The sequence below is a fragment of the Peptoniphilaceae bacterium AMB_02 genome, from assembly GCA_036321625.1.
GTDB lineage: Bacteria > Bacillota > Clostridia > Tissierellales > Peptoniphilaceae > Microaceticoccus > Microaceticoccus formicicus.
Map to the genome: position 1 here is coordinate 949,805 of CP143259.1, position 25,196 is coordinate 975,000.

Sequence of the window (25,196 nt, forward strand, 5' to 3'; positions counted from 1 at the left end):
TTAATGCTATTTTTCATTTGGAATTATAAAATATTTTATAAATTAACCTTATAGGAGGTTCTAATGAAACATATTAAAGTACTTAAAAAATCAAATATTAAAGATACTACCAGACATATAGGATGTGGCGAATGTCAAACTTCATGCCAATCTGCATGTAAAACATCTTGTACAGTAGGAAATCAAAAATGCGAGTCTAATGAATCAGACAGATAAAAAAAGTGGTGTATAACACCATTTTTTTGTTTTAGGAGGATTAATGAAAAAGATACACAAATTTGAGTCTAATGGAAAATTTATAGTCTTAGATATTTTTTCGGGAAGTATATTTGTAGTTGATGAGCTGACTTATTCCATGATTGACTATTACAATAATGGGGTAGATTATATATTAGAAAAACTTCCGGAATATGACGAAAATACTATTAGAGAAGTCTATGGTGAATTAAAAAGACTAGTCGAAGACGGATGTCTGTTTTCGGATGAAGTAGATGCTGAAGACATCAAATACAATAGGGAGAATATAATCAAGGCCATGTGCCTTCATGTATCACATGATTGTGACCTTAGATGTAAGTACTGTTTTGCCGGTCAAGGAGACTTTAGCGGCGAAAGAAGTCTAATGAATGTCGAAACCGGGAAAAAGGCATTGGATTTCTTGGTGGAAAACTCCGGTAATCGTAGAAATTTGGAAGTTGACTTTTTTGGAGGAGAGCCCTTATTAAACTTTGAAGTCGTTAAAGAATTGACTTTTTACGGAAAAGAGTTAAACAAAAAGCATAATAAGAATATAAGATTTACAATTACTACTAATGGTCTTAGACTCGATGACGATAAAATAGACTTTATTAATGAACATATGTCAAATGTGGTTATGAGTCTGGACGGTAGACGTGAAGTCAACGATTTGATGAGACCAACTGTTAATAATAAAGGGTCTTATGACATCATCGTTCCTAAATTCAAAAAATTGATAGCTAAAAGAGGCGATAAAGACTATTATGTAAGAGGTACTTTTACTTCAAACAATCTGGATTTCTCTAAAGATGCATTAGAATTTTACAATCTAGGCTTCAAAAAAGTTTCCATTGAACCTGTAGTAACTGAGGAAAAAGAACCTTATGCATTAAAAGAGGAGCATCTTGATGCAATCCTAAAAGAGTATGAAGAGTTTTCTAAACTATATAAGGATATCAATGAAAAAGATGACTTTTTATTCTTTCACTTTGTGATAGATCTGAACGATGGACCTTGTTTGGCAAAGAGATCTGTAGGTTGCGGAGCAGGTGCGGAATACATTTCTGTTACTCCTGAAGGAGATATCTACCCTTGTCATCAATTTGTCGGTGATGAAAAGTTTATTATGGGTAATCTTAATGAAGGTATATTAAAATCTGAACTTAGGGAAGTGTTCAAATCTTCAAATGTCTTTACTAAGGAAGATTGCAGAGACTGTTGGGCAAAGTTCTATTGTAGTGGCGGATGTCATGCAAATGCCTATTACAATAATGGAACCATTACTAAACCTTATAAACTGGGATGTGAGATGGAGAAAAAGAGATTGGAATTATCTCTATCACTACTTGATACTGAGGAAGGGGAAAATTAAATGGTTTTATTGGTAATTATCTTATTAATGCTATTATTGGTAGCTGTATTTGCACTTAAAAACAGCCAGGTTATAATAGTGGATCTGTTCTTTAATAAAATCGAAATGTCACAGGCAATACTGATATTATCCTGTGTAGCTCTGGGTATTTTTATAATGCTGGTATTTTACTTTATTCAGAGATTCAAAGCATCCAGAAGGATTAAAAGCCTTGAAAAGGAGCTGCTACAAACTAAGAATGACCTTGAAAAAGCAAGAGCACAAATAGCTGTTGCTGAAAGTGAACTTAGGTCAGGTACTTCAAAAACTTTAGAAGAGAGCATTCTGGATCAAAGAGTTACAGGATTTGATGCCAAGGATGTAGTGGTTGAAGAGAATCCTGAAAACAGTCGATTTGAAGACGATAAAAATTTAGCAAATGAAAAAGTAAACGAAGACGAAAATAATTTTGAGACCAAAAAATTTCATATTTAATATGATCTAGAAAGTACGGGATATAAATTGAACAATTGGATGATTTTTAACAAGAATATCTCATCACTTAAGAAGGATTTAAATTTAAGTGATGAGATTTTGCACATATTGGCAAATAGAGGACTTACGACTAAATCAGAAGTTGATGAATTTCTTAATCCTGATTTAGATAAACTTCACGATCCGTTTTTAATGAAGGATATGGACATTGCAGTTGATATTGTACTCGATTCAATTGAAAAAGATGAACATATTCACATAGTCGGTGATTATGATCAAGACGGAAATTCAGCTACTGTTACCCTGATAAAGGGTTTAAAGGTGCTGCATGATAGAATAACATATGCCATTCCTGATAGGATAGAAGACGGATACGGTATTAATACTTCCATGGTGGATACTGCTATAAGAAATGGCGTAGATTTGATTATAACATGCGATAATGGGATAAGTGCCCATGAAGCTGTAAGTTATGCAAAAGACAAGGGTTTAAAAGTAATAATAACCGACCATCATCAGGTTAAAATAGACGAAGACGATAAGCAGTCACTACCGGCTGCCGATGCAGTAATCAACCCGCATAGACTAGATTGCGATTATCCTTTCAAAGAATTATGCGGCGCTGGGGTTGCATACAAACTCATATGTGGTATTAATGAAGCTGTCGGTATCCCCATTGAGGAGTCGTATGAATTATTACAATACGTTGCGATGGGAACGGTTTGTGATGTAGTAGATTTACTTGGAGAGAATAGGGTAATTGTAGTAGAAGGACTTAAGCGTATAAACAATACAAGTAATCTTGGGCTACTTTCATTGATAGAACAAAATAGTTGGAACAAGGATGTAGACGTTTATGCACTGGGCTTTGTACTTGGACCATGTATAAATGCTTCGGGTAGATTGTCTACTGCAAGACTGGGAGTAGAGCTTTTTCTGGAAGAAGACGAAGAACTTGTAGTAAATTATGCTATGGAATTGGTCAGGTTAAACAACGAGAGAAAAGCAATTACACAGGATACATTAGATGGTGTAATTGATGAAATTGAAGAGAAGGAACTCTATAAAAATGATATTATTGTAGTCTACTCTTCAAAAGCTCACGAGAGTATTGTTGGGATAGTTGCAGGCAGAGTGAAGGATAAATACCATAGACCTACGATTGTATTTGCCGAATCAAAAGACCACGGAATCATCAAAGGTTCGGGCAGGAGCATCGAAACTTATGATATGCATGCTAAGCTTACTGAAGCCAAGCATCTCCTAAAATCATTCGGCGGGCATAAAATGGCTGCAGGTTTAAGTTTAGAGATGGATAATTTAAAGACATTGGAGAAATTTTTAAACGAGAATAGTCTTCTCACAAAAAAAGAGCTTCAAAGAGAGATTACAATAGATGTAGCTTTTCCGACCGAGAAAGTAGATGAGAACTTTATCGATGAATTAAGCATACTGGAGCCATTTGGTAAAGGAAACTCAAAACCTGTATTTGCAGATAAAAACCTTGATCTATTAAACTATCAAATACTTGGCCAAAATAAAAATGTCATAAAACTAAATATTGCTAAGGCGGGTAGAGTAATTGAATGTATCGGATTTGGAGATGTTTCGAGTATAGAAGAATATCTACAAAATAGATTTGGCACTCAAATTTCAAACGGTTACTCGACAAATAACAGAAAGCCTAATTATATTGATTTGGTTTATTTTCCTAAAATAAACGAGTTTAGAGGCAATATTACCGTTCAATTGCAGATAATTGATATAAGATGATGAAATAATGTTGAAAATTTGATATAATCGAGAGTTAAGAAGTAAAAAATGAATAAGGAGGTGGCGTAATGGATAGACTTTCACTAGAAAGTGTTTTAATGGAGATGGATAAAAACAAGATTGAATACGATCCTAAATTGGTAAAAAAGGCGTATTACTTTACTAAAAATGCACATGAAGGACAATTAAGGAATTCAGGAGAGGAGTACTTTATACATCCTGTAAATGTTAGTCTGATACTTATAAATTTAAATATGGATGAAGCAACCATTATTGCCGCCATGCTGCATGATGTATTAGAGGATACTGAGATATCATTTGAGGAAATAGAACATGAGTTCAGCAATGAGATTGCCGTATTGGTGGATGGAGTTACAAAATTAAAGAGACTAAAGTTTAAGTCCAAACAGGAATCTCAAGCAGAAAATGTAAGAAAAATGGTAATGGCCATGGCTAATGATATTAGGGTTATTATTATTAAACTTGCAGATAGATTACACAATATGAGAACACTCGAATATATGACCAAGGCTAAACAATTCGAGAAAGCTACTGAAACTCTTGAAATTTATGCGCCTTTAGCTCATAGACTAGGAATCAATACCATAAAATGGGAACTTGAGGATCTTAGTTTAAGGTATCTTGAGCCTGAAACATACTATGAATTAGTTGAAATGATAGATATGAAGAGGGCTGAAAGGGAAGAATATATATCTTCGATTATGGAGATACTTCGTGAAAACATTGCAGAGCTTGGCTTTGAATGCGATATCACCGGTAGACCCAAGAGTATTTACGGTATCTATAATAAAATTAAAAAGCAAGGAAAGACTTTTGACCAAATTTTCGACTTAACAGCGGTTAGAGTAATAGTTAATACGGTTAAAGACTGTTATTCTGTGCTTGGAGTTGTGCATTCGTTATGGAAACCAATACAAGGTAGGTTTAAAGACTATATTGCCATGCCTAAAGCAAATATGTATCAGTCCTTACACACTACGGTAATTGGTCCAAAAGGTGAAATTTTCGAAGTTCAAATCAGAACTTGGGACATGCATAAAACTGCCGAGTACGGTATTGCTGCTCACTGGAAATACAAAGAAGGTGGACGCAAAAAAGATAATTTCGATGAAAAATTGCAGTGGTTAAGACTTTTAATGGATTGGCAGAAAGATCTGACTGACTCGAAAGAGTTTATGGAAACTTTGAAAGGTGATTTCTTCTCCGATGAGGTTTATGTATTTTCTCCAAAGGGAGATGTCATAGGACTTCCTGCCGGATCTACTCCAATCGACTTTGCGTATAGGGTTCACTCGGCTGTTGGAAATCACTGTGTTGGTGCGAAAATTGACGGTAGGATTGTACCGATTAATACAAAGCTAAAGAATGGTAATATAGTAGAGATTCTTACTTCACCGAGTTCCTCAGGACCAAGCATAGATTGGCTAAAAATTGTAAAGAGTCCACAAGCCAGAAACAAGATTAGACAATGGTTTAAAAAGGCTCAAAAAGATGAAAACATTATTAAAGGTAGAGATGCACTGGAGAAGGAAGTCAGAAGACAAGGTTTTAACTTCAATGAAATCCTTAAGGATGAATGGCTGGAGGGTATTGGTAAGAAACTTAGTTTCAACAATTTAGATGATCTCTTTGCCTCTATCGGATATGGCAGCACTCCGTTAACCCAGATACTACCTAAACTTAAAGAACTTCATAAAGAGCATTACAAGACTGATGAAGATATAGATCAGATAAGCATAAGTAAGAGTGTAAAACCTAGAGCCAGATCGGTTCAAGGGATAAGGTTTGAAGGGATAGACAATCTGGAAGTTAAATTTGCAAAGTGTTGTAATCCGGTGCCGGGTGATGAGATATTGGGTTATATAACCAGGGGCAGAGGAGTTTCTATTCATAGAGCTGATTGTCCGAATATGGCAAATATTGACATAGAAAGAGTAATCCCTGTTGAATGGGATACCACTAAGGAGAGTTTTTTCAATGTACATGTTAATATACTTGCCTATGATAGAGTAGGGTATTTGGCAAATATTTCGAAAATCATACAAGACATGGGGCTTAATATTGCAAATCTTAGTGCAAGGATTAATAAAGACAAGACATTTATGATTGATTTATTAATTGAAATAAAACAAAAAGAACAAATTGATGAACTATTTAAGAAAATAATGTCTGTTGAAGAAACAGTTAAGATATTTAGAGTAAAGGCGCAGTGATATGAGAGCTATCGTACAAAAAGTAAAAAAAGTATCAGTATCTATAGAGGGAGAACTATATTCAAGCATTAATTCCGGATTATTGGTTTTTATTGCCGTTACACATACCGATACTGAAAAAGACAAAGACTATATGATTGATAAGATACTGGGACTTAGAATTTTTGAAGATCAAGAAGGTAAAATGAATCTATCCCTGGATGATGTAGGTGGAGAGATAATGGTAATTTCACAATTCACTCTATATGGTGATGTCAGAAGAGGAAAGAGACCATCTTTTACTAGGTCAGCAGGTGGAGATTTTGCTGAAAACATGTACCTGGATTTTGTCGAGGGAATAAGAGCCGGTGGATATGATGTAAAAACCGGAGAATTCGGTGCCGATATGAAAGTGCAGTTGATAAATGATGGGCCGGTCACAATACAATTAGACAGTGAAAAGCTTTATTGATGGAGGTTTTATGGAAATCTATAGAATGATGGCAGGAATATATGCAGCCAATTGTTTTTTAATATATAATGACGAAAAAAATGCCTTTATCGTAGATCCAGGTGGGGATTCCGATGATATAATGTCTACAGTTGAAAAACTTGAATTAGTACCTAAGTTTATTCTCTTAACACATGGACATGGAGATCATATTGGAGCTGCAGAAATATTAAGGGGAAAATACAGTATTCCAATTTTAGCACATGAAAATGAAGTGAAATTATTACAAGATGCAAATATTAATATGAGTGCCTATATGCCGATAAAAAGAGTTGAATTAACTCCTGATAAGACTTTTAAAGACGGAGATATAATAGGAGACGGATTTGGTATAAAAGTAATCCATACTCCGGGTCATACTTCTGGGAGTTGCTGCTTCTTAATGGGTGATGATTTGATTACAGGCGATACAGTTTTCAGAGGAAGTATCGGAAGAACTGATCTTGAAACAGGAAACTATGATGAGATTATAGAATCAATTAAGAATAAGATATTGGTTTTGGATGATAAAGTCAAAATTTATCCCGGTCATGGACCGATTACTTCTATGGAAATAGAAAAAGTAAGCAATCCGTATTTTGCAGATTTGCTTGTTTAAATTTTATAGTATGTAAGTTTTAAAACTTTATTTACAAAATATTTGACATATTAGTAAAAATACTATATACTACAATAGTGTTATCGAGAATGAGCTCGATAAAATCGATTAAGTAGAAGTATCCGCTTCTCACCTTGGAAATTATAGTTTCCGGGTAATAATTTAAAACTTTAGTTAACTTTTGTTGACGGATGTTTTAGCGGGTATTTTTACCTGCTATTTTTTATTTGGAGGTGTAGGACATAAAAGAGCTTCAAATCAATGAAGACATCAGAGTTAAGGAAGTCAGACTAATTGGTGCAGATGGAGAACAGATTGGTATAATTGCTACTAGAAAAGCATTGGATATGGCTAGAGATAAGAAATTGGATTTAGTTGTAGTCGCGCCAACTGCTAAGCCACCGGTCTGTAAAATAATGGATTACGGGAAGTATAAATACGAAGCCGTAAAAAGAGCAAAAGAAGCGAAGAAAAAACAAAGTGTTATAACGGTGAAAGAAATCAGAATGTCACCTAATATTGACACACATGATTTAGAAGTAAAGGCAAGACAAGCTGTAGATTTTTTCTCATCCGGAGACAGAGTCAAAGTATCTGTGAGATTTAGAGGACGAGAAATGAATCATACTGAAATAGGAAGACAAGTACTTGAAAAGTTTGCCGCATTGACTAATCATGCAGGAGTAATAGATAAGAAACCTAATATGGAGGGACGTAACATGGTGATGTTTATGAGCCCTAACAGTGAACAATAGGAGTTGAGATTATGTCAAAAATGAAAACACACAGAGGTTCAGCTAAGAGATTTAAAAGAACTGGTACAGGTAAAATCAAAAGATATCATGCTTTCAAAAGCCATATAACAGGTAAAAAATCACCTAAGAGAATCAGAAGCTTAAGAAAATCAGCATTAGTAAGCAGTGGCGATCAAAAAAGAATCGACAATATGATTCCAAGATAGTGATATAGAAGGGGGCAATTTAAATGGCAAGAGTTAAACGTGGTGTAGCCACAAAGAGAAAACATAAAAAAGTATTAAATCAAGCAAAAGGATATTATGGTTCTAAATCAAAACTATTTAGAACTGCAAATCAAGCTGTAATTAAATCTTTATCATATGCTTTTATCGGACGTAAACATCGTAAGAGAGATTTTAGAAAATTATGGATTTCCAGAATTAATGCAGCTGCAAGACAAAATGGTTTAAGCTATAGCAAGTTTATGCATGGTTTGAAGTTAGCAAAAATTGAAATAAACAGAAAAGTTCTTTCAGAAATGGCAATTCATGATCCTGAAGGATTCAAAAAATTAGTAGAACTAGCAAAAAATGCATAAGGTTTCCATGTGAAACTTTATGCTTTTTTTTCAGTTTAAATCGAGGTTAATATGAGTTTTATATCAAAGATAGTATTAGAAATTGAAAAAAATCCACCTAGGCTAATAGCACTTAGCTTTGTTTTGGTAATACTTATAGGTTCTATATTACTAACATTACCTATCTCAAGTGCAACAGGGGAATTTACAAATCCTTTAGACTCTACATTTACTGCAACATCAGCGGTATGTGTAACTGGACTTGTAACTAAAAATACATATGAGCACTGGAGTAATTTTGGGCATTTAGTCATAATTACATTGATCCAAATAGGTGGTTTAGGTTTTATGACATGGGCTATCTTGATTTCATTGGTTATGAAGAAGAGGATTACTCTTAAGGAAAGACTCATAATTCACGAACAAATGAATACATTATCGCTTAAAGGGATGGTTAGGCTGGTCATTTATGTAATTAAAGCAACCTTGGCAATTGAACTTTTGGGTGCAGTACTGCTTTCATTTACATTTATACCTCAATTTGGAATTTGGAAAGGTGCTTGGTATAGCATATTCCATTCCATATCGTCTTATTGTAATGCAGGTTTTGATATCATCGGACCTAATTCCATTTCGCCTTATGTTAAATCAATAGGGGTTGTACTGCCCATAAGTTTTTTAATAATCTTAGGCGGAATTGGATTTAATGTATTTATGGACATTTCCAGTAAAAAGTCTTTCAAAAAGCTAGCTGCGCACTCAAAACTAGTATTGACAATGACCGCGTATTTATTAATAGGCGGAGCTATAATATTTTTTATTTTGGAGTATAGCAATGAAATGACCATAAAGTCTTTTTCTCTACCTGAAAAGATACTTGCTTCATTTTTCCAATCTGTAACGACGAGAACAGCGGGATACAGTTCAATAAATCAAGATTTAATCAGAGACTCGAGTGCGATTGTATCAATTATCTTGATGTTTATTGGAGGTTCTCCTGCCGGAACTGCAGGAGGAATAAAGACGACAACTTTAGGACTATTACTCTATTCTACGAAATCAGAGATTAAAGGAACTGAGGATGTCGTGCTTTTTAGAAGAAGGATTCCAATAAGTACAATACGTAAAGCACTTGCAATTGTTATGATTTCAATGACTTGGGTTATGGGAATATCATTGATTCTGACTATAACTGAAAAAACTTTGTTTATCGATATACTATATGAGGTGACTTCGGCTTTTGGAACCGTTGGTTTAAGTAGAGCACTGACACCTTCACTGACAGTTATAGGTAAGCTATTAATAATGCTGACCATGTATTTAGGGAGATTAGGACCTTTAACATTTGCATTTGCGTTTTATAAAAAAGAAAGAAAAGAGCAGTATCGCGAACCAAAAGGTGATATTTTAGTTGGATAGGAGGAAGATATGAAAGATATAGCTGTAATAGGCTGTGGTCAATTCGGTAGCAGTGTTGCACTGACTTTAAGCGAACTTGGTCATGATGTTCTTGTAATAGATGAAAATGAAGATTTAATCGATGCCATAGCGGATAAGGTTTCACATGCGGTAGTGGCTGACGTTATGGTCGAGGGAACTTTAAAAGACTTAGGAATCGGTAACTTTGACGTAGTTATAATTGGTATGAGTACAAGTTTCCAAGCTTCAATCATGGCTACAATAATCGCCAAAGATTTAGGGGTTCCCATGATTGTTGCAAAAGTACGTGATTCTCTGCACGGTAGGGTTCTGAAAAAAGTAGGGGCAGATAAGATAGTTATCCCTGAAAAAGATATGGGGACCAGACTGGCTTATACATTAACTAATAAAAATATAATAGAGTTTATTGAAGTTTCCGAAGACTACAGTATGATAGAATTGGAAGTTCCAAAAAAATGGCTAAATATGTCTATTTTTGATTTAAAAGTGAGAGAAGAATTTGGTGTTAGTGTCGTTGCAATCAGGACCAAAGAAGAGATAATTATAAACCCGACTCCTGAAATCAAGCTAACTGAAGGAGCGACCATTATAATAATAGGGAAAAACGAAGAAATCAAAAGAGTGGAGTCATTATCCGATGCATAATCACTCTATAATCCATAGCAAGGAAAACAAGACCTTTCAATTAATCAAGTCTTTAAATAAGAAAAAGTATAGAGTTTTAAATAGACTATACTTGGTGGAAGGCATTAAAATGACTCAAGAAGCAAATGAGCTGAAATTAATTGAAATGCTAATAGTAAGAGAAGCTGATATAAACTTAATAGAAACTCTTTTTAATGATATCGAAGAGGATAGCATAATAGTTTTAGCTGATAAATTATTTGATGAGATCACAAATATGCAAAACTCTGAAGGGGTTATGTCAGTGATTAAGATTACCGAGTTCGAAGAAGAAATCAGCTCTAAAAGAGTTCTATGCTTGGACGGCATAAAAGATCCCGGTAATATGGGAACGATAATAAGATCAGCTGAGTCATTTGGCTTTAATGAAATTATTCTGACAAATGAATGTGTGGACATTTATAATCCCAAAACTCTGAGGGCTTCAATGGGGTCTGTTTTCAGAATAAAATTTAAGTATTTAGAGACAGTAGATATATTAAAATTAAGAGGAGAATATCGTCTGTACACGACCAGTTTAAAAGACAGTATATTACTTGATGATGCACCTAAAGATGAAAAGATTATACTGGTTATCGGATCTGAGTCGCATGGAGTTAGTCATGAACTAATTGAAAGTGCAGATCTATTAGTTAGAATACCGATGAATGGAGATTTAGAATCGCTGAATGCTGCGATTGCTGCGTCTATAACTATGTATGTATTTAGACCTTAGACTTTAGCATCTAAGCTGCCTTTTGGCAGCTTTTGTTGTAATTTCCTAATTCATTGCAATAAAGGCTTTATTTGTTATATAATATTCTTTAGAAGATTTATAAAAGAGAGATATTTAATTAAATATCTGTAAGTAAAAGTGATGGAGGAATTATGAGAGAAGAATTATTGGCTTTAAAAGAAAGAGTAATTGAACAGATAAAAATTGCAGAACAGCCTTCGCAATTAGAAGAAGTAAGAGTTAAAATTCTAGGCAAAAAAGGAGAATTGACTGCTGTTTTAAGAGGAATGGGCAAGTTATCTAAAGAAGAAAGACCTGTAATTGGTCAGCTTGCAAATGAAGTAAGAGATGAAATAGAATCTGCTTTAAAAGACAAGGATATTATCATCACTGAAAAATTGAATCAAATTCGTATTAAAAAAGAAACTGTAGACGTTACTGCAGAGCTTGGAAAATCAAAAACAGGATACAGACATCCGTTATACACTACTGTTGAGGAGTTGGAATCCCTATTTAGAGAACTTGGTTTTATGGTGGTAGATGGACCGGAGATAGAAACTGTAAATAATAATTTTACTATGTTGAACTTCCCTGAAGACCATCCTTCTATAGGTTTATCCGACACTTTCTATATAGATGATAATCATCTTTTAAGAACGCATACTTCTCCAGTACAAATTAGATATATGTTAGATAATAAACCTCCAATAAGAATGGTTTCAGCAGGAAGAACTTTCAGATATGACGATGTAGACGATACTCATTCACCGATGTTTCATCAGATTGAAGGTTTGGTAGTAGACAAGGGAGTAACAATGGCCAATCTCATTGAAACGCTGAATCTTTTTGTCAAAAACCTGTTTGGAGCAGAAGTAGAAACGAGATTTAGACCTCACCATTTCCCATTTACTGAACCAAGTGCAGAAGTTGATGTTTCGTGCTTTGAATGTTTAGGTAAAGGCTGTGAAAAGTGTAATTTCACCGGATGGAGTATGGAACTTCTCGGATGCGGCATGGTACATCCAAATGTATTGAGAAATTGCGGAATAGATCCGGAAGTCTATTCGGGATTTGCCTTTGGTATGGGTATAGATAGAATTACGATGATAAAATATGGAATAGACAATATTAGATTGCTCTACGATAATGATAAAAGATTTTTAGAACAGTTTTAGTGAGGAGATTATAGATGTTAGTACCTATTAATTGGATGAAAGAATATGTAAATATAGATGCTGATGCAAAAACTATTGCCGATGCTGTAACCTTATCAGGTTCTCATGTCGATTCAATAAACTTTGCTGACAATGGTATAAGTGGTATAAAAGTGGGGAGAATAATAGAAGTTAAACAACACCCCAATGCTGATAAACTCGTTGTAACTAAGGTCGACCTAGGAGATAGAGAAGTTGTAATTGTTACCGCAGCTAAAAACGTCTTTGAAGGTGCATTAGTACCGGTTGCACTGTCTGGTGCAGTACTTGCAAGTGGAGACAAAATAGGTAATCATGATTTTAGAGGGATTATTTCAGAGGGTATGTTCTGTTCCTACCAAGAACTTGGATATTCGGATTCTGTAATACCTAAAGAGTATAGGGACGGAATTCTTATATTAAAAGATGATATTGAACTTGGATCAGATATTATCAAAGCCTTGGACATGGAAGACAGTATTATTGAATTTGAGATTACTCCAAATAGACCTGACTGTCTATCAATCTTGGGTATGGCCAGAGAAACTGCCGCAACATTTGACAAAGCCATTATAATGCCTGATATAAAAGAAAACTTCAAAGATAGTGATGAAGAGCTATTCGGTGGAGTTGAAATCAAGACGGAGAACTGCGACAAATTTGTGTTAAGAGTATTAGACGATGTAAAAATAGAAGAATCTCCAAATTGGTTACAAAATTACCTTATGAAAGCCGGAGTTAGACCTATAAACAATATAGTAGACATCACTAATTTTGTAATGTTTGAATTTGGTCAACCCCTTCACGCATATGATTTAGACAAAATAGAAGGTAATAAACTATTTGTTAGACAGGCCGAAAATGGTGAAGTTGTAAAATGTATAGATAGTAAGGAAAGAGAACTGGATTCAAAGGATATAATAATTGCTGACGAATCGGGTCCAGTAGGGATTGCAGGTGTAATGGGTGGATTTAATACTGAGGTAACAAATTCCACTAAGAGAATTCTACTTGAATCTGCCAGATTTGATAGGGAATCCATAAGAAATACCTCTAAGAGATTGGGGTTAAGATCAGAAGCATCAACTAGAGCTGAAAAAGGTATACCTATAGAATTAGTAGAACAAGCAGCGGCGAGATTTTGTACGATGGTTGAAAAATTGGGAGCTGCAAAAGTGTTAAATGAAAAACACATTGCGGACAATTCCGATTATAAAGCTATAAAAATCGAAATGAAATACGAAAACGTAAATAATCTACTGGGAACTGAGATTGACAAAGAGCAAATGATTAAGTACCTTGAGAGATTAGAATTTATTTGTCAAGATAATGGCAGCACTTGTACTGTTACAGTTCCGGGATTTAGAACCGATGTTGAAATCGAAGCAGATTTAATTGAAGAGATCGGAAGATTATATGGTTTTCATAATATAACACCGAAACCTCTATGTGGTCAATTAATTAAAGGTGGAGTAACTCTAATCAGAAAAGTTGAAGATTTACTTAAACGAGACTTATATGCACTGGGTTATTTTGAAGCTCTTTCATACTCTTTTATAAGTCCAAAAGCCAACGATAAATCAGGAATTGAAGACGATAACTCTAAGAATTTTATTAAACTGATTAATCCATTAGGTGAAGAATTCAGTGTTATGAGAACTAGTATAATTCCAAATATGATTGATATCCTAGCTAAGAATCAAAAACAAAAAGCTGAAGAAATTGCGATTTATGAGCTAGGCAATATCTTCGTAAAGGATAATACCGAAGATGATCCTCTTCAAAAGAGAAGGTTATGCTTAGGTATGTATGGGGATGTAGATTTTTATACTATGAGAGCCGACATTAAAGTTTTACTAAACCATATAGGAATAAGAGATGTAAGATTTAAAAAGAATGCTGATACAAAGACCTTCCACCCAGGAAGATGCGCTGATGTATTTGTAGGGGATATAAAAATAGGTATTATGGGCGAATTATCATATGAAATATCTGATAAATATGACCTAAATAAAAGAGCGTATATTGCGGAATTAGATGTAAATCTAATTTCTGAAAATACGGTATTGACTAAAAACTATGAGAAGATAGTAAAATACCCTTCAATAAACCGTGATATTGCATTGGTACTAGACAAAGGAGTTACAGCAGAAGAAATAGAAGATGTTATTAGATCCGTAGACTCTGATATTATCGAAGATGTAAAGCTGTTTGATATATTCACCGGAGCACAAATCGGTGAGGACAAGAAGTCTATGGCATATGAAATCATCTACAGATCAAAAGATAGAACATTGGTGGATGATGAAGTAAATGTAGTTCAAGAAGAGATTGTAAACAGGTTAGAGTCAAAATTTGGAGCATCACTTAGAAACTAGGAGGAGCTATGAGTAATTCGAATAAAGTAGAAGTTATAATTGACGGCATAAAATACACTTTGGTTGCAGATGCCAATCAAGACAGAACGGTTAAGGTAGCTAAATACGTGAATGCCAAGATTGAAGATATGAAAACCAGTAATCCAAAATTAAATCAGACTATGCTTTATACTTTAACATTGATGAATGTAACCGGTGAACTATTTGAAATGAACGATAAATACGATGCACTGGTCGAAGAGTCAAAAGAACCTATCCAGAGGTTTAGGACAATATCTGAAGAGGTTGAAAAAGTAACGGAAGAAAAAGATGAGTTAGTATCAAGTATCGAGAAGCTTAAAGATGATTTAGTTACATCTCTGAATACTATCAGTGATATGAATAAAAGGTATTCTTCTCTCGATGAAGAGAATAAAGGTAATATCAAAACTATTGAAAGTAAAAACAAACAGATGTCTGAACTTAATGAAAATATGACTAGCATGCAAGAAGAGATGTCTGCATTGCAAAAACAATATCAAGAGATTTTAAAGAGAGTTAATTCCTTAATAAAAAGTGAAAGTAAATAATGAAGAGTTTTGAAGTATTGGCTCCTGTTGGAAATATGGATATGCTCTATGCAGCAATTGCAGGTGGTGCTGATGCAGTTTATTTAGCGGGAACCGATTTTGGTGCTAGAGCATATGCTGACAACTTCAGCTTGGATGAATTATCCGATGTTATAAAAATATGTCATTTATACAATGTAAAAGCTTATATAACAGTAAACACATTGATTAAAGAAAATGAGATTCAAGATGTTTTGGAGTATATAAATAATCTATACAATATAGATGTTGATGCAATTATTATACAAGATCTTGGTCTTGCAAAGCTGGTAGTAGAATTATTTCCAGACTTAGAGATACACGCAAGCACTCAAATCTCAGCTAATTCAGTACATGCTGTAAACTACCTAAGTGAAATAGGTTTTAGTAGAGTAGTGCTGGCTAGAGAATTATCCCTTGATCAAATTAAAGAAATTGCCGAGAACTCCAAGATAGAACTTGAAGTTTTTGCACATGGGTCACTTTGCGTCTCGTACTCAGGCAAGTGTTTAATGAGCTCAATGATAGGTGGAAGAAGTGGCAATAGAGGTAGATGTGCCCAGCCTTGCAGGAAAAAATACGATTTGACAGACCCTACCGGAAAAATAATTTTGAAAGACAAGCTATTAATCAGTCCAATGGATTTAGGATTATTAAATCAAGTTAAAAATCTATCGGACTTGGACGTTACATCTGTTAAAATTGAAGGTCGATTAAAAAAACCGGAGTATGTATATTCGACAGCATTATATTATTCTATGATTAAGAATGACAAAAATGCAGATGAAAACTTAGTCAAAGAAGTTTCGAATAGGGGCTTTACAAAAGGGCCTGTTTTAGGTTCTTTTGGCAAAAAATATGTGGATTTTAACGATGAAGCCGAAAGAGGAAATTTAGTAGGGAAAATCTCAAAAACAAATAAATTAGGAATAAGTTTAATAGATGATGTTTTCGAGAGGGATACTTTAGAAATAAAACTTGAATCTAAAAAATACAGTATCACAGTTGATAAGAACTATAAAAGGGGAGAATTTTTATCCTTAGAGAGTTTTCAAGATGCAATTATTGACAGTCCCGTTTATAGGATTTCCAGTTCCAGACTTAGAGAGATGGACTTTAAAAAAATGTTAAAAGACAAGTCTATAAAAGTATCTATGAAACTTAGGGCATATGTAGGTGAGCATGCAGAACTGGAACTGTATTCAAAAGGGAAAATGGTAATTGTTAAATCTGAAAACATTATAGAAGAAGGCAAGAGTAGGAAAGTCGATTACGATTACGCTTTTGGACAGATTTCAAAGCTGGGAGAGACATTTTTTGATTTAAAGAATCTAGAAGTTGAAACTGACGGTATCTCCTTCCTAAGCAATGGAGACTTGAATGCGCTAAGAAGAAATGGGATTATGAAAATTCGTGATGAAATCTGTAACTGGCACAGAAGGTCTACAAAAATCGATTATAGTAAATCAAAAACAAAAGTAAAAAGACACAGTAAAAAGCTGGAAATAGTAATCTCTATTAGGAAATTAAATGATGAAATTATTAATAATAAATATGTGAACAAGATTTATTTAAGGGATTTAAACGGCTTGGAGAATTTTGAACTAAAGGGTAAAAAAATATACTATGAACTTCCACCAATGGCTAATGAAAAACTATTACATGATTTAGCTCGTGAAATAGAATTGAAATTGAGTTTTTTATCAGGTGTAGTTGTTAATAATGCATGGGAGATGAAACTTACAGGTAGATTTCCAAGTCTTGATATAGTTTATGGAATCGGAACAAATGTTTTCAATACTGAGACCATTGAAAACTTTAGTCATAAAGATGAATTTAAGTCAGTTTATATACTAAGCCCAGAGCTTAGTATAGAGGAAATAAGTGATATTACACGCAATACAAACAAAAGAATTGGTGTTATGGCATATGGTAGAATTGACGAAATGATACTCTATCATTGTCCTGCATCGGTGTTGGGATGTAATAAGGTTTGTGAAGACTGTAAATACTCAAGTGATCATATTATAAAGTACGGCTCAGACAAGTATATCTTTGAAAGAGTCAACAATATAACTAGATTACGAAATGCATTACCCATATCAGGTTTAGAACACATGAGAAGATTTAAAGAGATCGGTATAGATGAAGTTCTACTAGTATTAGATAAACCCAATGAAATGACAAAAGTCATAGATATCTTTTCAAATGCAATAATAAATGAAAAGCTAACTGATAAAATGGTTCAGATGCTTGGTACTACTAAAGCAGGACATTTTAAAAGAGGAGTTAAATAGAGTAATATGAATGAGAGATCCATAAGAGTTCTTGAATTTGATAAAGTAAAAAATACTTTAATAGATTTTGCACAATCTGAAATTGGAAAAGAAAAATGCGAATCTATTAAACCAATAAACGATATTGATGAGATTAGTTTTTTACAAGAACAGACCTCAGAAGCAAATAGATTGATATCAAAAAGAGGGAATCCCCCTCTTTTTGGATTATACGACGTCATTGACGCAATTATATTTGCAGAAAAAGGTGGGGCACTCAGCCCTCTCAATCTGCTTAGAATTGCAGATGGTTTGCGAGTTGTAAGAGAGCTAAAGAAGTATATATCCTCAGAAGAAATTCAAGAGGATTCGGTCCATATTTCAGGACTTATACAAAATCTCTATAGTTTTAGAGAAATTGAAGAAGAAATAGATAGAGCGATTATTTCTGATACTGAAATTTCCGATAATGCAAGTAGAGAATTGAGAAGTATTAGGATGCAGTTAAGAAAGAAGAATGACGATATCAAGGCTAAACTTAATTCAATAGTGAATTCTAAAAATACTTCAGCAGCACTTCAAGATGCTATAGTGACTATAAGGGAAGGAAGATATGTAGTTCCTATTAGAAGTGAATATAAAAATAGATTTCCAGGAGTAGTCCATGATCAGTCTTCAAGTGGTGCTACAGTTTTTATTGAACCATTGGCTGTAGTAAACTTGAATAATGAAATAAAAATGCTCGAATTAAAGGAAACTGAAGAAATAAACAGAATTCTAAAAAGACTATCGGGAATGGTCGGCCAAAATAGAGCAGAAATAGCATCTAATCAAAAGATATTGGCAGAATTAGATTTTATATTTGCCAGAGGAAGATTGTCGGTGCATATGAATGCAGTAAAGCCTGAGCTGAACCTAGAAGGAATTATTGATTTAAAGAATGCCAAACATCCATTATTAAATGTTAAAAACATAGTTCCTATTTCTATAAGACTGGGAGACGGCTTTACAACATTGGTTATTACAGGTCCTAATACAGGAGGAAAGACCGTTACATTAAAGACGGTTGGATTATTGACATTAATGGCTCAATCAGGACTTCATATACCTGCCCAAGAAGGATCGGTTTTAGCTGTATTTGATGATGTCTTTTCCGATATTGGTGATGAACAAAGCATCGAACAGTCATTATCAACATTTTCATCACATATGACCAATATAGTAAAGATATTAAAACAGTATTCTTCAAATTCTTTAATTTTACTGGATGAGCTGGGTGCAGGTACAGATCCAACTGAAGGAGCTGCACTGGCGATGTCAATATTAGACATACTGCTGAAAAATAATATTCGAACAATAGCCACAACGCACTATTCTCAGCTTAAGATATATGCATTATCTACGGAAGGGGTAATGAATGCATCTGTAGAATTTAATGTAGACACACTTAGTCCAACTTATAGATTATTAATAGGAATACCCGGAAAATCAAATGCTTTTGAAATTTCCAAAAGGTTGGGTTTGGATGAGAGTCTTATAGATTATGCAAAAGATTTAATTTCCAGTGACAACAAAGAGTTTGAAGATGTACTATCAGGAATTGAGAAAGATCGTAAGCTTATAGAACAAAAACGGGAAGAAATAGAAACTCATAAGGATGAGATAGAGAAGCTAAAAATAAAATTAAATAAAGAAATAGAGAATAATATAAGTAGAAGAGATAGAATTATAGAGGAAGCTAAGAAAGAAGCCTATGAAATATTAAATGGAGCTAAAGAAGAAGCGAGTGAAATACTTAGAGAAATGAACACTATGAGAACATCTGTAGATAAATCTAAGATTTCAAAAGCTCATAAACTTACGGATGATTTAAGAAAGAGTATGGAAAATTATGATACAACCGATTACGATTTTTTAAATATAACGAGCGAAGAAGAAGTCGGAGAATTAAAGCTTGGAGATGAAGTCGAGATTATCACACTTGGACAGAGTGGACATGTAGTGGAACTCCCTGATTCTAAGGGCAATCTTACCGTAGAGATAGGAATACTGAAAGTAAATTCCAATATAGATCAGATAAAAAGAGTAAAAAGTGTAGAAAAATCCGAATCCAAAACCGGAATCAAGAATATTATCAAGCAAAAGTCCGGGCAAAACATTGGTAGTGAAATTGATATAAGAGGTAGGAATATAGAAGAAGCTATATTGGAATTGGATAAATACATTGACAATGCATATATTGTCGGATTGAAGGAGATAAGAATTATCCACGGGAAGGGTACCGGTGTCTTAAGAGAAGGTATAAAAAAATATCTAAGAAAACATAAGAATATTTCCAAGCAAAGACTTGGAGAGTTTAGCGAAGGTGGAGACGGAGTTACCGTAGCTACACTAAAATAGGAGGACATATGAAGAGTTATAAAGAAATAATTACTGAATTACTGGTAGCAAGTGATATTGGGTTGGCATATGATGAAATTCTTGAAACTATAGAAATACCGCCCGATAATGCGATGGGAGACTATGCATTCCCTTGCTTTAAGTTAGCAAAAATTAAGAGAAATTCACCGGTAAATATCGCTAAGGATTTGTCTGAAACGATTTCTAAACCGCAAGGGATAGCCAAGATAATAAACCAAGGACCTTATCTCAACTTTTTTATAGACAGGACAGATATCGTAAAAACCGTGATAGAAAATGTTAAGGAAAAAGGCGACAAATATGGCTCATCTGATATTGGCAAAGGAAAGAATGCAATAGTTGAGTACTCTTCGACTAATATTGCTAAACCATTTCATATTGGTCATATAAGATCTACCGTAATAGGAAATGTAATTAAAAACCTTTATAAATTTACCGGATATAATACTACGAGTATAAATTATTTAGGTGATCACGGTACGCAATTCGGAATGATGATTGCTGCTTATAAACTTTGGGGCGATGACGATAAAATCAATGAAAACCCAATTAAAGAACTTCTAAAACTCTATGTAGATTATAATGAATTAGCTAATCAAGATCCTGAAAAAATGGATGATGCCAGAAGATGGTTTAGTGAACTGGAATCAGGCAATCCTGAAGCTGTAAAATTATGGGAATGGTTTAAAGAAATAAGTCTTGGTGAATTTAATAGAGTATATGATATGTTAGGAGTTGAGTTTGATTCCTATAATGGAGAATCGTTCAGTTCTCAGTTTATAGATGATGTAATTAAAGAACTGAGAGATAAAAACCTTCTGGAGATGTCAGATGGAGCAGAAATAATAAACCTTGAAGATGAAGGTCTTCCGAATATGATAGTTATTAAAAGTGATGGCAGTAGTACCTATATTACAAGGGATATTGCAACCGCTCTTTATAGAAAGAGGGAATATGACTTTCATAAAAATATATACGTCGTTGGTTCGCAGCAGATACTCCACTTCCAACAGCTAAAAGCATGTTTGAAAAAGATGGGATATGAATGGGCTGATGATTGTATCCATGTTCCTTTTGGAATGGTGAGTTTAAAAGATCAGACACTCTCTACAAGAAGAGGGCAAGTAGTTTTTTTAGAGGATGTTCTAAATAAAGCTGTAGAAAAAACAGAAGAGATAATAAATGAAAGAAATCCAAACTTAGAAAATAAGGATGAAGTTGCAAAACAGGTAGGTATCGGTGCGGTTATTTTCCAAGAATTATTCAGTAATAGAATTAAAGACTATGTCTTCGATTGGGATAATACACTGAACTACGATGGAGAAACAGGACCTTATGTACAGTATACGATAGCTAGGGCTAATAGCATACTTGAAAGAGCCGGAAAAATCAATAATGAAGCTATTGATTATTCATTAATTATAAGCGATTCTGAATTCGAACTCGCTTCTACTATTTATAATTTACCGCAAAAGATACTTGATGCAGTAGAGAAATACGAACCAAGCTATGTTACTAGACAATTAGTTGAAATAGCAAGTGCATTTAATAGTTTCTATAATGCATGTCCAATTTTAAATGCAGAATCAGATATTAAAAATGCAAGGTTGGAGTTAGTAAGTTGCACTGCTAGTGTGCTTAGATCTGGACTAAAATTATTAGGTATTGAGTCTCCAAACAAAATGTAGGTGGACTAATGACTAAAATTGCACTAGTAGGATTAAATGCCAGATATAGTCATTCTAATTTAGCAATAAAGTATTTAAAAGAATCTACTAAGGACATTAAAACTGTAGATATATACGACTTCACAATTAACGATGAGATTGAAAAAATTATTAGAGTTTTATTAAAACAGAATTATTCTCATATTGGTTTTTCAGTCTATATATGGAATAAACAAGAAATCTTTAGACTAATAAAAGCAATAAAAAATATCAATCAGGATACTAAAATCATCGTTGGAGGACCCGAAGTCTCATACGACGGAAAATCATTAATGGTAGAGAACGACAATATTGATTATGTACTATCCGGAGAAGGTGAAGAAAGCTTTAGGCATCTTGTTCATTCCCTTGTAAATGATAAGGACCCTGAACATGAATCTATACTCTTTAGAAAAGATAGTGAAATCCTCGGAGGCACTGTGCCGGGTATTATTTCAAACATAAATCATATACCTAATTTGTATATGGATGAGAAATACTTGGATGAAAACAAATATGTTTACTATGAAGCTTCCAGAGGATGTCCTTTCAGATGCGCTTTCTGCCTTTCTTCTACAACTGCGGGAGTGAGATTTAAAAATATTGAGACGGTCCTTAAAGAACTTGAAACGCTCTTAAATAATAATGTAAAACTAGTAAAATTCATCGATAGAAGCTTTAATTCAAATCCTAAACAGAAGGAGATAATTCAGTATCTAATCGACAATGATAATGGGATAACTACTTTTCACATGGAATTACATCCGTCTTTAATAAAGGAAGAGTTTATTGATTTAATCAAGCTTGCAAGAAAGGATTTATTTCAATTTGAAGTAGGACTTCAAACCACGAATATAAAGACTGCGAAAGAAATAGAAAGAGTCGGAACCTATGATGAAATACACAAGATATGTAGCGACTTGATAAAGGTTGGAGCTCATATCCATATAGACCTAATAGCTGGACTACCATATGAAGACTTGGAAAGTTTTTCTAAATCATTTAATGATTTATACAATATTAAACCTGATAAAATACAATTGGGATTTTTGAAATTGTTAAAAGGTTCGAGACTTAGAATCGATGCTGGAAAATATAATTATAGATTTTTTGAAGATGCTCCTTATGAGTTTATTTCCAACAATTGGATTTCATACAGTGAAGTGCTTCAATTAAAGGCAGTTGAAGATGTGGTAGAGAGATACTACAATGAAGGTTTTTTCAGCAAAACAACAGAGTATCTAATACAGTCTAACTATAAAAATGCCTGGGATTTTTACCTGTCACTTTCTGTTTATTGGGATAATAATGAATATATGTATAACAATATATCCCGAATAGAGCTGTACAATGTATTATACCGATACTGTGTGCAGGAACATCCCGAGGATTTAGATATAATAGCTGAATTATTGATATATGATTATTACAAGTCGGGGAATAGGAAATCTAGCAAATTTGTCTTAAGTGATTTCCATAAGAATATTGATAAAGAGACAATCCAAGAGTTGTTGAGGGAAAATGCCAATACAATTGAAGGTAGAACTGGAATTGTGGTTACCGAAATATTAAAGCATTCCATTATTGAAAGTTTTAATATCAATCCCAAACTGGATAATAAGACTTTTTCGAAGGAATTTGAAGACAAAGTTTACATTATCTTCGTTAATTTACAGAAAACAGTAGAAGATATAATTTTAAAATTAGAGAGGATATAATATGCTTCAAGACTTTTTATATGTACAAACTGAAACAATCAAGAACACTTTCAAAAATATCAAACATTTACCTGTGCTAATCCTTCATTTTATTGCATACAGCTTGATGTATACAATGGTATTAAGAGTGTTTTTATCTTTTGCCAGTGGATTGGGTTTAATAGGCGGAATTATAATGTATATTATAAGAGGAATGATATTTTCTCATCTACTATATACATTGGACTCAATTATTAACTCTGACAGAATATACTATAAATATTTAAAAGAAGGTTTTTTCAAATATCTATCACCCGCGATTACCGCGTTTTTCACCTATTATATATTAGAATTGGTTATCGGCTTTATTACGGGTGGAGGCTTAAGTGTAAATATCGTAATAATGTTGAGAATTTTAATATTTTTAGCTTTTTCGGCTGTTGCAGAATGCATTTATATAGCAAAAACTTACAGTTATGATTCGTTTTTAATGGGAATAAATATTGTGTTTGAAAACCCAATAAACTGGTCTTTAATTCAGTTATTGTTTTTTATAGGAGCATTTTTACTGAGTTTCAACCCGGATATCTTTAATGCATTTCCGCAGCCTTTCTATACTAAAAACTTGCTTACTGTGCTTATAAGATTGGTGTTTTTAAGTGTGTACATGCTTTATAGTGGCAATCTATTTAAATTAATCTATAATACCACTGCCAGAAAAAGAGAATATATGAGAAAATAAGGAGAACCATGAAGGCTATAGATGAATATTTTAGAAAGTTTACAGATAAAATCTCTTTTATAGAATTAAAACAAGATAGCAATATCAGAGTTATAAATAAAGAGGTTCCGTACCCGATATATACTGGCCAACTTGTAGATGGTATAACTTCAGGAGAATTTAATGAAGGCGTTTCTTTTGAGGCAATAGCAAGGGGCATGATAATAACTGTTGCGATTGATCCTGAGTTTAAATATGCTGAGTACTATACCAAACTACTTTCTGAAATACCTAAAATTAAAGAATTTATACTATCTGAGGGGATAAAATACCTTCAGAGCAATAACGAAATTGCAATATACTATTTTAGATATATGTATTTAGAAAATCTGTCTACCTCTTTTAGTAACTACAACTATGCCAGATTATTATACAATGAATACGAATTGGAAAAAGTAGATATTCTGAGAGTGGAGAGTATTAGAATACTTGAGGAAATTATTAAAAATGATGAATCCTTCCCATTGTCATACTATGAATTGGGGATAATAAACCACAAGGAAAAGTATTACAATAAATCCTATTCATATTTCAAAAATGCATTAAATCGAACAGAAGACGAGCTTGTGCTTGAAGAAATAAGAGAATATATGAGAGAAGTCGAACCAAATGCCAAAATTGAGCTTGGCATTGACTCTATAAATCGTGGAGACTACGAAAATGCGTACAAACTGTTTATGGAGAGTAAAATACTCTATGATTCGAATCTGGCAAACTATTATTTAGGGCTTATAAGTCAATTAACGGGAGAGTTCGATTTGGGAATTGAATACTACCTTAAAGCAATAGATAAGGGAGCAAAATTCAAAGAAGTCTATCAAAATTT

Annotated in this window: 22 protein-coding genes and 1 other annotated feature (1 of these 23 cut by a window edge); all 22 genes read left to right on the forward strand. The window is 33.6% G+C overall.

What is annotated here, in order from left to right; genetic code table 11:
- Positions 1 to 63: 63 nt before the first annotated feature.
- Positions 64 to 216: a six-cysteine ranthipeptide SCIFF gene (gene scfA / locus VZL98_04580; GenBank protein ID WVH64221.1), complete on the forward strand. Its 153-nt coding sequence runs from the start codon at positions 64 to 66 to the stop codon at positions 214 to 216.
- Positions 217 to 259: 43 nt separating this feature from the next.
- Entirely contained in the window at positions 260 to 1,609 is a 1,350-nt protein-coding gene (gene scfB, locus VZL98_04585; GenBank protein ID WVH64222.1) for a thioether cross-link-forming SCIFF peptide maturase, read from the forward strand.
- The gene (locus VZL98_04590; protein ID WVH64223.1) at positions 1,610 to 2,083 is read left to right on the forward strand and encodes a LapA family protein; all 474 of its coding nucleotides are present in this window, start codon (positions 1,610 to 1,612) and stop codon (positions 2,081 to 2,083) included.
- A gap of 39 nt (positions 2,084 to 2,122) precedes the next feature.
- Entirely contained in the window at positions 2,123 to 3,856 is a 1,734-nt protein-coding gene (gene recJ / locus VZL98_04595) for a single-stranded-DNA-specific exonuclease RecJ (GenBank protein WVH64224.1), read from the forward strand.
- 68 nt (positions 3,857 to 3,924) lie between these two features.
- Positions 3,925 to 6,090 carry a bifunctional (p)ppGpp synthetase/guanosine-3',5'-bis(diphosphate) 3'-pyrophosphohydrolase gene (locus VZL98_04600; GenBank protein ID WVH64225.1) on the forward strand — a complete coding sequence of 722 codons (2,166 nt, stop codon included), beginning with the start codon at positions 3,925 to 3,927 and terminating at the stop codon, positions 6,088 to 6,090.
- Between the two features lies 1 nt (position 6,091).
- Positions 6,092 to 6,541 (forward strand): D-aminoacyl-tRNA deacylase, encoded by a 450-nt coding sequence (dtd, locus tag VZL98_04605; GenBank protein WVH64226.1) that lies wholly within the window; start codon positions 6,092 to 6,094, stop codon positions 6,539 to 6,541.
- A gap of 10 nt (positions 6,542 to 6,551) precedes the next feature.
- Positions 6,552 to 7,178 carry an MBL fold metallo-hydrolase gene (locus VZL98_04610; GenBank protein ID WVH64227.1) on the forward strand — a complete coding sequence of 209 codons (627 nt, stop codon included), beginning with the start codon at positions 6,552 to 6,554 and terminating at the stop codon, positions 7,176 to 7,178.
- A gap of 104 nt (positions 7,179 to 7,282) precedes the next feature.
- Positions 7,283 to 7,409: a sequence feature (ribosomal protein L20 leader region), on the forward strand.
- Between the two features lie 62 nt (positions 7,410 to 7,471).
- Entirely contained in the window at positions 7,472 to 7,933 is a 462-nt protein-coding gene (gene infC, locus VZL98_04615; protein ID WVH64538.1) for a translation initiation factor IF-3, read from the forward strand.
- A gap of 11 nt (positions 7,934 to 7,944) precedes the next feature.
- Entirely contained in the window at positions 7,945 to 8,139 is a 195-nt protein-coding gene (gene rpmI, locus VZL98_04620; GenBank protein WVH64228.1) for a 50S ribosomal protein L35, read from the forward strand.
- A gap of 23 nt (positions 8,140 to 8,162) precedes the next feature.
- On the forward strand, positions 8,163 to 8,513 hold the full coding sequence (gene rplT / locus VZL98_04625) for a 50S ribosomal protein L20 (protein ID WVH64229.1): 351 nt from the start codon (positions 8,163 to 8,165) through the stop codon (positions 8,511 to 8,513).
- Between the two features lie 51 nt (positions 8,514 to 8,564).
- Positions 8,565 to 9,911: a TrkH family potassium uptake protein gene (locus tag VZL98_04630; GenBank protein ID WVH64230.1), complete on the forward strand. Its 1,347-nt coding sequence runs from the start codon at positions 8,565 to 8,567 to the stop codon at positions 9,909 to 9,911.
- A 9-nt stretch (positions 9,912 to 9,920) separates the two neighbouring features.
- Positions 9,921 to 10,577, forward strand: coding sequence for a TrkA family potassium uptake protein (locus tag VZL98_04635; GenBank protein WVH64231.1), 657 nt, complete (start codon positions 9,921 to 9,923; stop codon positions 10,575 to 10,577).
- Positions 10,570 to 11,331, forward strand: coding sequence for an RNA methyltransferase (locus VZL98_04640; GenBank protein WVH64232.1), 762 nt, complete (start codon positions 10,570 to 10,572; stop codon positions 11,329 to 11,331). The genes VZL98_04635 and VZL98_04640 overlap by 8 nt, the downstream gene beginning before the upstream one ends.
- A 152-nt stretch (positions 11,332 to 11,483) precedes the next feature.
- Positions 11,484 to 12,506, forward strand: coding sequence for a phenylalanine--tRNA ligase subunit alpha (gene pheS / locus VZL98_04645; protein WVH64233.1), 1,023 nt, complete (start codon positions 11,484 to 11,486; stop codon positions 12,504 to 12,506).
- A 14-nt stretch (positions 12,507 to 12,520) separates the two neighbouring features.
- Positions 12,521 to 14,902 carry a phenylalanine--tRNA ligase subunit beta gene (gene pheT, locus VZL98_04650; GenBank protein WVH64234.1) on the forward strand — a complete coding sequence of 794 codons (2,382 nt, stop codon included), beginning with the start codon at positions 12,521 to 12,523 and terminating at the stop codon, positions 14,900 to 14,902.
- 8 nt (positions 14,903 to 14,910) lie between these two features.
- Complete coding sequence (zapA, locus tag VZL98_04655) at positions 14,911 to 15,471, forward strand: cell division protein ZapA (protein ID WVH64235.1); 561 nt, start codon at positions 14,911 to 14,913, stop codon at positions 15,469 to 15,471.
- A complete protein-coding gene (locus VZL98_04660; GenBank protein ID WVH64236.1) occupies positions 15,471 to 17,786 on the forward strand; it encodes a DUF3656 domain-containing protein in 2,316 nt (771 codons plus the stop codon). Before zapA ends, VZL98_04660 begins: the two co-directional genes overlap by 1 nt.
- 6 nt (positions 17,787 to 17,792) lie before the next feature.
- Entirely contained in the window at positions 17,793 to 20,165 is a 2,373-nt protein-coding gene (locus VZL98_04665; GenBank protein WVH64237.1) for an endonuclease MutS2, read from the forward strand.
- 8 nt (positions 20,166 to 20,173) lie between these two features.
- Positions 20,174 to 21,874 carry an arginine--tRNA ligase gene (gene argS / locus VZL98_04670; GenBank protein ID WVH64238.1) on the forward strand — a complete coding sequence of 567 codons (1,701 nt, stop codon included), beginning with the start codon at positions 20,174 to 20,176 and terminating at the stop codon, positions 21,872 to 21,874.
- An 8-nt stretch (positions 21,875 to 21,882) separates the two neighbouring features.
- Entirely contained in the window at positions 21,883 to 23,610 is a 1,728-nt protein-coding gene (locus VZL98_04675; GenBank protein ID WVH64239.1) for a B12-binding domain-containing radical SAM protein, read from the forward strand.
- 1 nt (position 23,611) lies between these two features.
- The gene (locus VZL98_04680) at positions 23,612 to 24,331 is read left to right on the forward strand and encodes a hypothetical protein (GenBank protein WVH64240.1); all 720 of its coding nucleotides are present in this window, start codon (positions 23,612 to 23,614) and stop codon (positions 24,329 to 24,331) included.
- Between the two features lie 8 nt (positions 24,332 to 24,339).
- Positions 24,340 to 25,196, forward strand: partial view of a hypothetical protein gene (locus VZL98_04685; protein ID WVH64241.1) — the 5' portion only. It continues 235 nt past the right edge of the window; only the first 857 of its 1,092 coding nucleotides appear in the window; its start codon is at positions 24,340 to 24,342; the stop codon falls past the right edge of the window.